The 13,818-nt window shown below is 67.4% G+C and carries 9 protein-coding genes and 1 pseudogene; 3 read left to right on the top strand and 7 right to left on the bottom strand.

What is annotated here, in order from left to right; genetic code table 11:
• Positions 1 to 883 precede the first annotated feature (883 nt).
• On the bottom strand, positions 884 to 1,939 hold the full coding sequence (locus tag OHA30_RS18735) for a Shedu anti-phage system protein SduA domain-containing protein (RefSeq protein WP_328915005.1): 1,056 nt from the start codon (positions 1,937 to 1,939) through the stop codon (positions 884 to 886).
• Between the two features lie 239 nt (positions 1,940 to 2,178).
• On the opposite strand from OHA30_RS18735, the gene OHA30_RS18730 reads away from it, so the two are divergent.
• Together OHA30_RS18730 and OHA30_RS18725 are read left to right on the top strand one after the other, a co-directional pair.
• Positions 2,179 to 2,448: a type II toxin-antitoxin system Phd/YefM family antitoxin gene (locus OHA30_RS18730; protein ID WP_328915004.1), complete on the top strand. Its 270-nt coding sequence runs from the start codon at positions 2,179 to 2,181 to the stop codon at positions 2,446 to 2,448.
• Positions 2,438 to 2,896, top strand: coding sequence for a type II toxin-antitoxin system VapC family toxin (locus OHA30_RS18725; RefSeq protein ID WP_328915003.1), 459 nt, complete (start codon positions 2,438 to 2,440; stop codon positions 2,894 to 2,896). The genes OHA30_RS18730 and OHA30_RS18725 overlap by 11 nt, the downstream gene beginning before the upstream one ends.
• Positions 2,897 to 3,287: 391 nt before the next feature.
• On the opposite strand, the gene OHA30_RS18720 is transcribed toward OHA30_RS18725, so the two are convergent.
• The 3 genes and pseudogenes from OHA30_RS18720 to OHA30_RS18710 form a co-directional block, all read right to left on the bottom strand.
• Entirely contained in the window at positions 3,288 to 3,551 is a 264-nt protein-coding gene (locus tag OHA30_RS18720) for a hypothetical protein (protein ID WP_328915002.1), read from the bottom strand.
• A 225-nt stretch (positions 3,552 to 3,776) separates the two neighbouring features.
• The gene (locus OHA30_RS18715; protein WP_328917904.1) at positions 3,777 to 8,348 is read right to left on the bottom strand and encodes a DUF6531 domain-containing protein; all 4,572 of its coding nucleotides are present in this window, start codon (positions 8,346 to 8,348) and stop codon (positions 3,777 to 3,779) included.
• Positions 8,349 to 8,666: 318 nt separating this feature from the next.
• Positions 8,667 to 8,804: pseudogene (locus tag OHA30_RS18710) on the bottom strand (IS5/IS1182 family transposase); the annotation flags it as partial.
• 263 nt (positions 8,805 to 9,067) lie between these two features.
• Between OHA30_RS18710 and OHA30_RS18705 the strand changes: the two are divergent.
• A complete protein-coding gene (locus OHA30_RS18705; protein WP_328917903.1) occupies positions 9,068 to 9,595 on the top strand; it encodes a restriction endonuclease in 528 nt (175 codons plus the stop codon).
• A gap of 15 nt (positions 9,596 to 9,610) precedes the next feature.
• Here the strand turns inward: OHA30_RS18705 and OHA30_RS18700 are convergent, their stop codons facing one another.
• The 3 genes from OHA30_RS18700 to OHA30_RS18690 form a co-directional block, all read right to left on the bottom strand.
• The gene (locus tag OHA30_RS18700; protein ID WP_328915001.1) at positions 9,611 to 11,773 is read right to left on the bottom strand and encodes a hypothetical protein; all 2,163 of its coding nucleotides are present in this window, start codon (positions 11,771 to 11,773) and stop codon (positions 9,611 to 9,613) included.
• 64 nt (positions 11,774 to 11,837) lie between these two features.
• Entirely contained in the window at positions 11,838 to 12,725 is an 888-nt protein-coding gene (locus OHA30_RS18695; protein ID WP_328915000.1) for a hypothetical protein, read from the bottom strand.
• A gap of 5 nt (positions 12,726 to 12,730) precedes the next feature.
• The gene (locus OHA30_RS18690) at positions 12,731 to 13,567 is read right to left on the bottom strand and encodes a vWA domain-containing protein (protein WP_328914999.1); all 837 of its coding nucleotides are present in this window, start codon (positions 13,565 to 13,567) and stop codon (positions 12,731 to 12,733) included.
• Positions 13,568 to 13,818: the final 251 nt, after the last annotated feature.

The following is a 13,818-nucleotide window of genomic DNA, read 5'->3' as shown; positions in this document are numbered from 1 at the left end:
CTTCAAAGCGATCGACGCGCCAAACGTCTCGACCGAAAAGGCCATTGCAGCGGTCGCTCACTCCATCAGCTGATCGTTCGTGGAGCACGAGACAGGTCACCGCCGAGTGCTGAGTAGCACACTCAGGAGGCTGAGCCCAGCAATCAGGGTCTGCCACCACGGTAACTGCTTCGTGTGACGTTTTTTCCTTTAGCCAAACTCCACGGTGAACTGGGGCTAATGGCCCTCGGAGCAAGGCCGTGGTCATGTCGGGTGGAACATCAGTGCGTTGCGGAGGATGGGAAACACCCCCCACTTGCGCAGAAGCACAGACGAACCTCCCGATGCCCGAGCACGAAACGGGAAAATCTCTGCGGGCGCGGGGAGAATTCTGGCTGACCTGCGAGTTTCTACGGAGCCAAGCACTGGAACTGGTGCGGAAGTTGTGCGGCGTAACGCTTGCAGGCGCTGTGGCCGTCGAGGCGGTGGGCTTCATCCGACTCGTTCGGATCCGCTCTGTGCGGCGGCCGGGCGATGGGTCATGGCGATTGTACCCTGTTCATCAGGAAGTCGACATTCGACTTCGCAGGTACCATGCCCTTTTTGTCGCCTTCTCGGGAGTTGGTTCAATGTGAGTATTCCACGGACAGTCGCGGCCAGACACCCGACTGCCAGCCAGCATCCCAAAAACCACAACAGCCAGCTGCCCAGAAGCTACGTAAACAAAGCCCCCGTGATTCCCAAGCTCAGAGCGCGGGTTCGATTCCCGTCATCCGCTCCATATAAAAGCCCCAAGTTCAACAGCCTGGGGTTTTCTCATGGCCGCAAACCACTATAGCCGCTCTGGCGATTTCGGCTGCGGATTCAATGGGGCAAGCCGCAGGCTCGACGGAAGCCTGCGGAATTACGCCGAAGGCTCGCTGCCCAAGGAACGCTCGGCGTTGTCGATCAACTCCTTGTACGTAAGCACCTCCACGCGATTCACATGGGTATTGAAGGTGCGAAGTGCCTCGTTGATCGACTCCTCCGGAACGGAGGGTTGGACCGAGGGGTGTCCTATCAGGACTATCGCGCTGGCCCGGCGGGTTTCGATGCCGAGTTCCTCGCGGATCCGGTAGCGATTCTCGTCCAGGCCGACCAGGTAGTTCACCGCCTGGCCGACGGCGTCGTGCACCTGCGCGGTAGGCACCCACGAACCGCGGTGCCTCTTCACCAGCGGGCCGACCAGGCTCGCTGCGCGCTTCAACTCGACTACGTGCAAAGCGCCGTCTCCGCGAATCAGAGGAATGTCGACCTCATCCCCGGGCACCAGCCTGCGGTGGGCTGCCTCTCCGACGAACCGCCCGCCGAAGATCCAGTGCTGCCCCTCCAGGGCGCGCTGAAGCGCGTGTTCGGAAGCCGTGGTGTCCTCCACGACCTTGCGCAAAGCCTTCAGGCCGACCGCTCGGCGCTGCAACTCCGCCGCTCTGAAGATCATCTGCCCCTGCGTGTCGGCGGCAAGAAGAGCAATGGCTTCGGGTGAGGTGACGATCCGACGCGCAGCCTCTTCCGGGTCCTCGATGTCCACTCGTTCCTGCAGTACGCGTTCCAGCCACACGGCGATCTCGGCCCTTCCCCGGAGAACGCGATACCGCCCGGGCCGGTCCTCCGGTGCCTCAAGGAACCGCGCGTCCTCCGCGAGCGAGCTGAAGTACGCGATCAGATCGTCCACTCCCGCCTGGGGCTTCGCGTCCGCGTACTCGCGGCTCGCCTCTGCGGCAAACCTGAATCCGGTCCGCAGCACGTTTCCGACACCCCTCTGCAGGTTCGTGTTGCGCACGCCGTCCTGGAACAGTCGGTACCGGTCATTGAGGTCGGGCTGGAGGATTCGTCCTTCGGCGTAGTCCAAGGAGTCCTGAACGAGCCGGACGACCTGCCACTCGCCGACGTCCGCCGCGCGTCGGCGAACTGCCTCCAGCATGTGGACAAGGATCTTTCCGCCCCTGCGGTGACCCCTGCTCCCGCTGTTCATATGCCGTCTCGCTGACACGAGAGCCGCTTTCACGTCCGGATGCACGGCCGCATCCAGCACACGCCCGAGATGCACATCCAAGGTCAAGTCTGATCTCACGCTCATACGACGAGCCTGGTTGAGGGGTCTGACAGGGCTCCCGCCCGCGTCGCGGAGCACCTGGTGCTACCAAGTGCTACCTTGGAGCCATGTCAGCGCAGCCCGAGATCACCCAGCGCGACCTGCGCAGCCGGTCCAAAGAGATCATGGACGCCGTCCAGGGCGGGCAGTCCTTCACCGTCACCCGCGACGGGCATCAGATCGGGGAGCTGATCCCGCTACGCCGACGCAGGCGGTTCGTTGCGCGTGCGGAGTTCGCGGCCATGTCCCGCACGGCGTCGGACGTCTCGCTGGAGGCGTTCCGGGCCGACCAGGACGCCACCGCCGAGCAGGAGACGGACGACCCCTATGGCCGTTGAGTACGCGCAGGGCCTGCTCGACACCAACATCGTCATCCTGCGCAAATGGCTCGACCCCGCGGAACTCCCCGCCGAGGTGGCGATCAGCGCCATCACCCTGGCCGAACTCTCCGCGGGACCCCACGAAGTGCGCAGGAACGAGGAGCAGAGCGACTACGACGAGCACGCGGAAAGGGGCCGGCGTCTGGACATCCTGCAACGCGCCGAGAACGAGTTCGACCCCATCCCCTTCGACACCGAAGCCGCCCGCCTCTACGGCAGGGTCTGCGCCGCCGTGATCGGCGCCGGCCGCAAACCACGCCGCCGTGTCGCCGACCTCATGATCGCCGCCATCGCCATCGCCGAAGAGCTCCCTCTCTTCACCACCAACCCCGACGACTACAAGGGCCTCGACGGCCTCCTCACCGTCGTCCCCGTCACCCGGCCCACCATCCTGCACGAGCGGTGATGCGTGCCCGGCGCACCACGCCCGCACCACGTACAGCGGTATGGCTGGGTCCGCCACGGGCACCAACGGAACCCGCCCATCTGGTACTTCGGGGCCGAACCGGCCGCTGACCAGTACGGTCGCCGACAGAGCCCCCGTGATTCCAAGCTCAGAGCGCGGGTTCGATTCCCGTCATCCGCTCCATCGCAAAGCCTCAGGTTAACGGCCTGGGGCTTGTTTGTTGTCCAGGTCAATTCGGGGGCGCGCAGGCGCCGAATGCCCGTGGTTGACCGCTGGTCACCGAGGTTTTCTCAAATGGCGAGACTCATTTTCAGTGACCTGAACACGTTGTCGCTCTCGGCCACCGCCTTCGCGTGGAAACGGCCGGCCCCTTGGAGACGGTCACCTCGGGTCAGGTGGGGGAGGGCCAGGTGAGCGTGTATCCGTCCGTACGATCGAAGGTCACCGCGATGTCCGGAGGGGTGAAGTCGAACTCCCGCGCCGCCCATCCCGCGATGGCCGCCGCCGCCGCTTCGGGCTGGTAGTCGGTCAACGGGTAGCTCAGGGCCTCCACTTGTACGACCACCAACTGCTCGGGGCGCGCGGTCGCAATCGCGTCGGCGACCTGACGCAGGCCGAACTCCAGCTGCTGCACGTCCTCTTCAAGCGCTGTCATGTCAACCACGGCCAACCACAGGTGGTCGGTGATGCGACGGGCATCCCGCGGCAGCGTGCCCGGCGTGCCCGGGGCAACTCCCGCAGTCAGTTCCACGTAGAGAGCCCAGGGGCCGAGGATCTTGCGGTAGACGAATGGGCGAGGGTTCAAAAGGACTCCTGGTTGATCGCGCGTACTCATCGACGTACCCGTCGACGTGCTGGTCGAACGCGTCAGTCGAACGTACTAGTCGAACCTGAGCAGACCGAAGACGGACTTGTCGAAGAAGTGCTCCGGGCCCATCCCGGTGGGCCTGGTGATGTATTCGAGACCGTGATCGGCTTTTCCGGTATCGGACATCAGACTGTAGCGGTCGAGAAAAGCCTGTGCCTCGTCGTCGGTCATCTGCGAGATGTCGACCTTTTTGAGCTTGGCGAAGTCCTTCTCATGAACGGTGAACCTCATCAGTTCGAGATCGGCGTTCTCCGATCTGCGCAGCTTGAGAGCGAGGTATTTCTCGGCCTCGGTTCGAGACCCCCAGGAGTACACGCCCGGACCGAAGTGCGCTCGGTGCATCTCCAGTGGCCACGGTTCGCCGGTGCTCCGGAACCGCGCCGCGTCGTCGAGTCCCTGAACGGTGAAGAATTCCAGGCACTTCAGCCCGAGGGGGTCGCACCAGGACATGGGGTTGGGAACGTACGCGTGAGGATTCGGTCCGGCGTCGAGCCCGAGGGGGTCGGGGCTGTAATACCCGCCCACTTCGGGGTCGTAGTAGCGGAAGACGTTGTAGTGGAGTCCCGTCTCGGCGTCGAAGTACTGGCCCGGGAAACGCAGCGGGCAGTCGACGCTCCGCGCCGCGCCCGGCCCGCGGTTGCCGTAGAGGGTGCTGTCCGCCTGCCACGCCACCTCGCCGTCCATGCCGATCAGTTCGGTCGGCGACCCGACGAGGTCGGTCACGATGCAGTAGAAGCGCGCGTCGATGTCGCTCTGCGCCGACGAGGCGGTGAGGACGCGTTCGGTCTGGCCGACCGGTTGACGGCTTCCGGGCATGGCGTCCCAGGTCACAGCGGTGAGGGAGGCAGACCCGTCCCCGGCGGAGAGAGTCTGTTCGGCCAACTGCGTGCCGTCCCACACGAAGTCGGTCCGGGTGACGACGGTGCCGTCCGCGGTCGTCTCGACCTTCGCCGTCCGACGGCCGAGGGGATCGTAGAGGTAGCGCCAGCGACGGCCGTCGGGAGTGTGTGCCTCGGTGAGCCGGTCCTCGGCGTTCCAGACGAACCGCCAGGTGGCCTTGGCACCGGAGAGCGTCCGGCGGACCCGCCGCACGACCCGGCCCTGCTCGTCGTGCGTGTAAGTGGTCCGGCCCGCACGCCGGATGAGTGTCCCGTCGTAGGAGCGGCTCCCGGTCGCCGGGGAGGTGTCGGGGGCGCTGCTCCCGCCCGCCGCCTCCGCGGGCCACATGCCGTGCACCATGTTGCCCGCGGAGTCGTACGCGTAGCTCTCCGCCCAGTCCTCTGCCGAGACGGTGAGCACCCGGCCGACCGGATCGAGGGCGAAGTCGTGTCCACCGGACTCGTCCGTCACACCGGTGAGGTGGTCGTCCTCCCGGTAGCGGTAGCTCCGATGGCGTACCAGCGCCCGGGGCTCGTCGGCCGTTCCGCCGCGGCTGACCGTTCGGGAGACGACACGGCGCTTGGCGTCCCACCGCTGCCGGATGTCCACGACGCCTTGGTCGACGGTGCGGCCGGTCTCCGCACCGCCGCCGTCGTACGAGAACGCGACCCGCCGTCCGGCGGTGCGCAGGGCGCCGGCCCGCGTCCCGGCGTCCCATTCCCATGTGCTCACCGCGCCTATGGGGGTGCGGCGTTCCGTTCTGCGGCCCAGTGCGTCGTAGACGTTCGTCAGTGTCCTGCCGTTGACGGTCTGGCGGACTGCCCGGCCCAACGCGTCGTGCTCGACGATGAGTTCCGCGTCGGCGTTGACCGCGCGGACGACACGGTCCGCCGCGTCGTACTCCATCGTGGTCACCGCGGCGCCGCTGTGCCACTCGACGGCCCGGCCGGCCGCGTCCCTGACGTATCGGACGGCCTCGCCGGCACCGTTGACGCGTTCGACGAGCTGGCCCGCGGCATCGTGCCGATAGCGAATCGTCCGCCCGTTGAAGTCCGTCTCGCCGACGAGCAGTCCCCGGGGGTCGTACTCGTACGTCCAGCGCCGGCCGGCGGCGTTCGTGACCGAGGTGATGCGCAATTCGGTGTCGTAGTCGAATCTCAGGACCGTGCCGTCGGCGAGCGTCTTGGCCGTCAGGAGGTCGAAGGCGCCGACCGCGAAGCGGGTCACCGCTCCGTGCGGCTCTGTGCGCTCGATCAGATTGCCGTCGGCGTCGTGCTTCCAGTGCTCGCCGGATCCGTCCGGCCATCTCCGGCCGCGCAGCTTTCCTTCCGGCGTCCACGTGAGCGTGGACTCGCCGCCGAGCGGATCGACGATCGTGACGATCCGGCCGAAGGGGTCGTGTGCGTAGGCGGTGACGGCGCCGTCGGCACGGATGCTGGTCACGGGAAGACCCGCGTCGTCGGGGACCACCTCGTGTACGCCACCCACGGCGTCGGTGATGCGGACGAGGCGACCGTGGTCGTCGTACCGGCGAGCGGTGGCGGCTCCCAGCGGGTCGACGGTGCGGACGCGGTTGCCCCGCTCGTCGTATTCGTGTCGCCAGCGAGCACCGTCCGGCAGGGTGACCGTTTCCGGCAGACCGAGGTCGTTGTAGGCCATCGTCGTGGCGGCCCCGTCGGGCCGGATGAAACGGGTCAGGCGGCCTGCCGCGTCGTGTTCGTAGTACGTGGTGCGGCCCAGGGCGTCGGTGCGGGACAGCAGGTTGTCGTACCGGTCCCACCTACGGACGGTGGCGTGACCGAGGGGATCGATCGTCCGCACCAGCTGGCCCAGCTCGTTGAACTCGTACGTCGTCGTGTGTCCGAGGGAGTCGGTGACGCGCGTGGTGCGATTCTCGGTGTCGTAGACGTAGCCGTAGTCGAGGACCCCGTCCGAGCCGGTGGTGCGTATGCAGCGGCCTGCGGCGTCGTATGTGTAGTGGTACTTGGTGCCCCCGCGGGCCACCCAGCTCACGACCCGGTGGTCGGTGTCGTAGCCCAGGCGGAACGGCAGGCCGGAGGAGTCGGTGACGCGCCTCAGGTCACCGCGGTCGTCGTACCCGTAGCGCAGCAGGACCGGCCGGTCGGGGTGGCTCAGCAGACGGAGTTCGGTCACCCGCCCGTCGGCCGTCGACAGGCCGATGCGATATCCGCCGTTGTGGCGGATCTCGCGCGGGATGCCGTCCTCGCCGTAGACAAGGGTGCTCGTATTGCCGTTGCGATCGCTGATCGCGGCCAGGGGCAGCTCGGTGAGAGAACCGCGGGACAGTGCGCGGAAGTGGAGGGTCTGCCCGCGGTCCGGTCGGGTGATACGGATCTCCCCGCCGGGTACACCGTCCCAGCGCAGCGGCCAACGGGGCCCTTCACCGGGAAGAACGTCCCAATCCGGCGCCGGGACGGGGTAGTGGAGGACCATCCCGTCCTCGGAGGTGTACCGCACTCCTTGGTCGTCCAGGAGGAGACGCTGGTCGAGTGTGGAGGCCCACGACGGTCCGAACCACCGGCCGGTGCGGTAGGCCGAGACGTGGTGCCGTTCCAGGACCAGTGGCAGTACTCCGGGCAGTTGCACGTCGACTGCCGACATGACCATCTCGCCGGTGGCGACATCGACGGGATCGCCGCACTTGAAGCGCTTGGACATGTTGACGGCGGTTTCGCGCAGATCCCGCAGGGCCGCGCCGCTTTTGCGGATGCTGTTGGCGATGTTCTCCAGGGCTTTGCCGGATTTAAGGAGGGTGGGGAGTTCGCGGGCCATTTTGAGGAGGCCGCCTGCGGTGGTGAGGCCTTTGAACATGGGGATGCAGTCGAGGGCGGCGAAGAGGACGTCCCAGAGGCTGGCTTGGCCTTTGAGGTATTTGGTGAGGGTGTCGGCGAGGACGAGGATCGCGGCGGCGAGGACGAGCCAGGCCAGGGGTCCGCCGATGATCATCACGACGATGCCGAGGACGGCGACGATGATCTTGCAGGCGGCGATGATCTGGTCCCAGTGGTCGGCGACGAAGTCGACGGCCTTTTCCCACCAGTGTTTGTTGCGGATGCCGGCGTGGGACGCCTCGTGCAGGGCGTGGTGTGCGGTGGTGGCGGCGGTGTCGCGCAGGCCGGCTGCCTGGGCGGCGAGTTCCTTGGCGGCGTTCAGACGTGCCTGGGCGTCGTGGACGGCCGCGGAGGCGGTGGTGCGGGCGATGTTGGCGTCGGTGGCGTTGCGGGTGGCGGCCCGGACTTCTTCCTCGGTGGGCGGGGGGACGCCGGGTTGGGGGTCGGCCTGGTACTGCTGGGATTTGTCCTGGGCGCGTTTGACCCAGGCGTCGGCGTTGGTCAGTTGGTTGTGGGCGGCGTCGAGGTCGGCGCGGGCGGTGCGGCCGTGGGCCAGGGCGCGGTCGGCGTCGGCCTGTGCGGTCTGGAGCTGGGGCCAGTAGTCGTCCAGGGCGCCGGAGGCGAGGCGGTAGGAGCGTTCGAGTTTGTCGAGTTCGCCGGGCAGGTCGCCGAACTGGCTGCGGTACTCCTCCCCCGACAGCCCCGCCCATTCCTGGACGGCGGTGTCACCGCCCAGCCCGCGGACCGAGCGCAGCGCGGAGGCGACATCGTCGGCGAAGTCCCCCAGCCTGCGGGCGAGTTCCTTCACCTCGTACGGATCACCCGGCACGGGGTCCCGGTCCAGATCCAGCACATGCCAATCCGTCGGCCGACCCACAGCCACCCACCCCCGAGCCGTGCTGGTTACGGTATCCCCATCGAGAATCACCCGGTGCCTGTGACTCCCCGCCCTCGGCACCGACGACCTCAAAGTACTCGATGTCCTACTCAGCGTCACCCATGGGCCGCACCCTCTCTTTCGCGCCGCCACCCGCCATGAGGCATGCCTGGTGCCGTTTCCAGATGAGGTCTCGGGCCGTGCACCGCTGCCGCACCACGGTCCAGCGGTGCCGCACGGTCGACCACAGTCCGGCTCTGCACGACCGGGGAGGCGCTTTGCTGCTCGGCGATGGTGTGGTCGCGTGGGCACCAGGGTGCCGTCCACGATGAGCACGGTGTCCTTGCGGAACCGCTTACAGGGCCGGAGTGCGAGCGGCGGGCCGAGGTGGTCGATGATCCGGTCGGCCGAGGACTTCGACACCCCGAAGACCCGAACGGGCCAGCCCCGCAGCGCGAAGCGTCGTTCGGCCTCCTCCCAGTCGGAAGATCCTCCACGGACCTCGACAAGTGCTGCCACGCGCCGTATCGGAGGTGTCCACCCGGCACAATTGCTCTGCCGTACGAGGTCCTTGGGGGATCAGCTTGGCCGTTCCACAGCGCCGCGATGTCCGACACAGAAGGCCGGCTTTACGCCGGTCAGGCGTACGCACCGAGCGGCGCCTCACTGTCGGCGCCGCAGCGATCGGGGTGATCATGCTGATCGCCTTCATTGCCGCTCACCCGGTGCTCGGGGTGCTGATCCTCGTCGGCTTGCTCGCCGCCACCGTGACGGTGGCGGTCCGACGTATCCGGAAGCGGACCGAACTCCGAGCCCTGTGGGCCGCCCGGGCCCAGCACACGGAGGCGTACTGGACCATGTCGCCAAAGGAGTTTGAGCACGCGCTGGCATTCCTGTGCCGACGGGACGGATGCAGGGACGTCCGGGTCGTGGGTGGCTCCGGGGATCTCGGGGCGGACGTCATCGCGACCGCCCCTGACGGTCGCCGCCTGGTCCTCCAGGCGAAGCGGTATGGTCCCAGCTCCACGGTCGGCAGCGGTGACGTACAGAAAGTGAACGGGACGTACCGCCACCCTCATGGCGGCCATTTGGCCGCGATTGTCACCACGAGCCGGTTCACCCGGCCCGCACGGGACTATGCGGTGCGCGTCGGCATACGCCTCTTCGACGGCGACGCCCTGGCCGGCTGGGCTTCCCGGACCGGTCCCGCGCCATGGCACTGAGGTACCTCTTCCGACTCACCTGCCCGTGACGAGGAACCTCAGGTAACGGTGGTAAGCGAGACCGCGCCGCGTCCGCTGTTCGCGTACCAGCGCGGCGTCGATTCTGTCGCGGTCGTCTCGTAGCAAGGCAAGCTCGGCGCGGCGTTGACTCATCTGCGCCCTGACACGCGCGTCATCGGCGCGGGCCGCGCTCTGGGCGTCCACGACGGCGCGCAGTTCGGCCGCGATGCGCCCCTGCAACTGGTCGTGACGCGTCTGAGCGTCGGCCTCGGCCTTCTTCCGTTCGTTCTGGAGCCGGGTGCGGTCGGCCGCGGTCTGTGCTGCCAGGCTGCGCAGTTCGGCGGGGGAGAGCTTGACAGGTGCCGTCTGCCGCGCTCGGTTCTCGATGTCCTGCCGCCAGCTCTCAAGGGTTCGGGCCCGCTTCTCACCGATGCTCGGGACTTTGACCTGGTGGCCGTTCGCCAGGACGAACAGGGCGGTGACGGTGCCGTATCCGCCTCCTGAGACATAGCGGACCCGGGTGAAGTCTGCGGCGGTCCTGATACCGGCGGCGATGAGCGCGTCAGTGGTCTTGGCACCCAAGTTCGTCAGTTTCGCGGTCTCGTGGATAGGAGTGCGCCGGAGCCGGTCCTGAACGTGGCTCTGCTGAAGCGGCGCGAGCGCCTTCTCACGCCGCTCCTGTTCACGGCGGGGCAGGGCCGCGAGCTCGCTGCTGATAGCGCTGAGACGCTGATTCAGCGTGATGGCGATACGCGCCGCCCCGGTTTGCTGCTCCGACTGGAGTTGCTGCATGCGGGCGGACGCCTTCGCCTCCCTGTCCCGTATCCGCCAGTCCAGCGCTTGGGCCTCCTGGTCCAGCTTCACCAGGGCCTTCCCCGGGTCGCCGACCGCCCGGGAACGACTCCTCAGATCGCGTCGTCGTACGCGTACCGCTCGCAGCTCGGACCGGGTACGGCGGCCCACACCGCCGGCCCCGAGCATGGCGAGCAGTGCACCCCCTTGCACGGTGGGGTAGGCCGAGGCCGCAAGGAGAGAAGTGGCCGTCAGCGACGCCGGAGCGACAAGAAGCAACGTCATGAAGGCAGCGAGGACGACGTCGGCCCGCCTGCGGCGCCGAAAACCCGAACCTGTCGAAGGGGATACGGAACCCGAGGCTGCCCCAGCGACGGGCGGTGGCAAGTGTCCTGTCAGCCATGGGGGAAGCGCGGTGGACACAGGTGGTGTCGAACCCGGCGGATCCGTTACCGCGGGCGCCGACCGCCGCGTCCGGTGCGGGCCGGCAGATGACGGGGACGCGCCCGGCGGCAGCGAGGGGAGGGCAGGGAGGGCGGCCAGCGGCTGCGTGGACAGATCCCTTATGCGGCCGGCCAGATCGCGCAGTCCGCTGTCAGGGTGGCTCAGCAGCGTCCCGAAGCGCAGTGACGCAGCCGGCGCCTGGAAGTCGTCCTCCGTCAGCAGCAGGAACTCGCCGCCGAACTCGTGCAGTTGGCCCCACAGCGATGGATCGGTGGACAGCGCGACCAACGAGAAGTGGATGACCCATGCCGAGAATCGGTCCAGATCGGGGCCGAAGTCCGCGTCCGAGCGCTGCGGCGACTGGTAGTTGCGATGACCCATCTCGGTGGCCCGGTGCCCTGACAGGGCGGGTACGAACATCCCGTCGTAGTCGACGAGCCGGAAGGTACCGTCCTGGGCGACGAGCAGGTTGCCGTGCTGAAGGTCACCGTGGGCGACTCCAGCGGTGGCCAGGTCCGCGGCCAGGGCTGCGAAGCGGTCTGCGAGCGAGGCGAGTGCCGCCGGGTCGGCGCGGTGATCCTCGATCCAGCGGATCAGACCGCTGCCCTCCGCCCACTCCATCTTGAGCATGGGATACCACTCACCAGTGACCAAGACGCCCTGTGGCTGGTATTCGAAGCCGACATTCCACGGCTGGGACAGCGCGGCGCCGTCCAGAGCGGCCAGATGGCGGCTGATCGCGTCGTACCGCGACTCCTGGGCGGCAACGTCCTGTGTGAAGCATTTGACGGCGTAGCGCCGCCCCGTCCGTGAGGTCACCGAGAAGACGCTGGCGAAGTTCCCGGAGATGGGTTTGGGGCCGAGCACGGGATCGCGCTTGACCGTACCGCTCTTGAGTTCCGGGTCCCTGAAGCACACGGTCGTGTTCTGCAGCGCTTCCACGTACTGCCCGCCGGTGGGGAACTTGCGGGTACGCCGTGTCCCAGGGCCGGTTCCCGCCCGCGGGTCACCCGGCGTCGCGGCCATCGGCGTCACCGGCCCCCTCGTCACGAACCAGAACGCGTACCAGCGCTACGTCGTCGTTGCGCATCAGCTGCCCCTCGCGCTGCTCGTGAACCCAAGCGCCGAAAGCAGACTGCCCTCCCCCGGCCGCCTCACCGAGTTCGAGCCAAGGGCGGGACCGATCCTCGCAACCGCGGAGGAACCACGCGGCGAGGGCGTCCGTGGCCAGCAGAAGTTCGTCGCCGTCACGCAAGTGGCCGCGGGAGAAGGACAGACGGTCGGCGATGAGGTCGACGTCGTGGTTACGGCTGCCAAGGAGCCGCGGGTTGAGCCCGAATTCCGCCGACGCGGTCAGGGGGAACGACGTCGCCGCGCCGCCGGAGACGTGGAACAGGCAGCTGTCGCCGAGCGCGACGGCCGTGTAAGCCCATGCAGGACCGTGCGAGGCTCGCCCGTCCTCGTCTGGAACCCCAGGTGGCAGGGGTTGCAGGCGCAAGGCGACGAGCGTGGCATACGCGCCCTTCTCAAGGCCCGGCTGCTCGTACCACTGCACGGGACGCCCACCGGCCTGCCGACGAGCGCAGTACTCCTTGATCTGGTCGTCCCATGGCTCGACGGCTCGGCGTACGAGCTCTGCCGACAACGAGCGCGGGTCGCCGAATACCTCGGAATGCAGCAGACCGACCTCCGCGGCCTCCCGCACCAGAGACTGCGCCCACCGAGAGGCCATCATGCTCTCCGAGGCCCCGTCCGCGACAGCGGCGGACAAAGGGGCGTCCAGGGCGTCGTCGGGGTCCAGACTCGGCCGCACCTCGATCGCGTCCTCACATTCGAGGTCGGAGCTTCCTTCCTTCGGAACCAGGAACCGATTCACGAAGAGTTTGGGCGCCACCCCCGTCACCGCAGTTCAGTGGCTCGGGTTCCGATGTCCAGGAACTCCACTACCGAGACGATGTCGGCGTTGTAGACGAATCCTCGGGTATCTTCCGAGACACGGTGGCCCTGCGAGGCCGCGTAGGAACGCATGTGGCTCGGCAGGACGCTGGACATCTCGAAGAGTGTCCGCGCATATGAGTCCGGCAGACCTGCCTCCGCGTCCGGGAACGTGATCGGCGAACCGCCGCCCGCGGAGACATGAAGGTTGAACAGCAGCACGGTGCCATCGGCTGTCGCGTGCGACGCGATGGATATCGCCGCGCTGGTCGGATCGCCGTCGGTCGATTCACCGTCGGTAAGATTCAGCACGATCGGCGGGAAGCCCCCGGGGTGTTCTTCGATCCACCGAGCTACCAGCGAATCCGCGTATCCCAACGCGCGCGTCATCGGCGTGCCGCCCTGCGCGACCGGATCCATCCACACCGGGAAACTGACGCTGGTCTCCACCAGTCCGCCGGCCCCGTCCGAGACCTTCTTCACCCGGTTCTCCACCCGCGCGGGGTTGTTGGCGACCTCACCCAGTGGAACGAGGTCACGGCCGGCCAAAGCGCCCCCGAACGCGGAACCGACTGAATGCCCGTAGCCGACGACCGCGACATGAAAGTAGTCCCGGACGCCCTCTTCCTTGGCGCACTTGACCGACAGTTCGGTGAGCAGCCGGTTGATGGCGTTCGCGACGACATCGGCCTTCTGTTGTTGGGCTTCGTCACCGATCGCGTCACCCATCGACGTCGACTGGTCGACAAGGAAGATGAAACAACCCGGATTAGTACGGCTGATCTCTGCGGAGTACGACATGACGGAGGCTTCGGCTCCTACTTCGGGTACGCCGGTGGGTGCTCACGTCACGCTGGACAGGCCCCCCTGGTGGGGACAGATGCTAGCCCATCCGAACTGCCTGGAGCCGGTTCCCAACAGGTTCGGCGGAAGGAGACGCGGAGCGGACGGGGCCTGTACCTTCCACGCTCCTCCCAGTCCCCGTGCCTCTTCGCCCGGAGGTGCCGGCTCGGATCCGGCGTGTACGGTCGGGCCGTTCGATCCGGTCATTT

Source organism: Streptomyces sp. NBC_00223, assembly GCF_036199905.1.
In the GTDB taxonomy this organism is placed as follows: Bacteria; Actinomycetota; Actinomycetes; order Streptomycetales; family Streptomycetaceae; genus Actinacidiphila.
This window is presented reverse-complemented; position numbering and strand designations above follow the sequence as displayed.

Coding starts and splice junctions, on each gene's coding strand:
- OHA30_RS18735 (WP_328915005.1), bottom strand. CDS start 1,939: ATGCTGGAGGCAGTTCGCCGACGCGCGGCGGACGTCGGCGAGTGGCAG.
- OHA30_RS18730 (WP_328915004.1), top strand. CDS start 2,179: ATGTCAGCGCAGCCCGAGATCACCCAGCGCGACCTGCGCAGCCGGTCC.
- OHA30_RS18725 (WP_328915003.1), top strand. CDS start 2,438: ATGGCCGTTGAGTACGCGCAGGGCCTGCTCGACACCAACATCGTCATC.
- OHA30_RS18720 (WP_328915002.1), bottom strand. CDS start 3,551: ATGACAGCGCTTGAAGAGGACGTGCAGCAGCTGGAGTTCGGCCTGCGT.
- OHA30_RS18705 (WP_328917903.1), top strand. CDS start 9,068: ATGCTGATCGCCTTCATTGCCGCTCACCCGGTGCTCGGGGTGCTGATC.
- OHA30_RS18690 (WP_328914999.1), bottom strand. CDS start 13,567: ATGTCGTACTCCGCAGAGATCAGCCGTACTAATCCGGGTTGTTTCATC.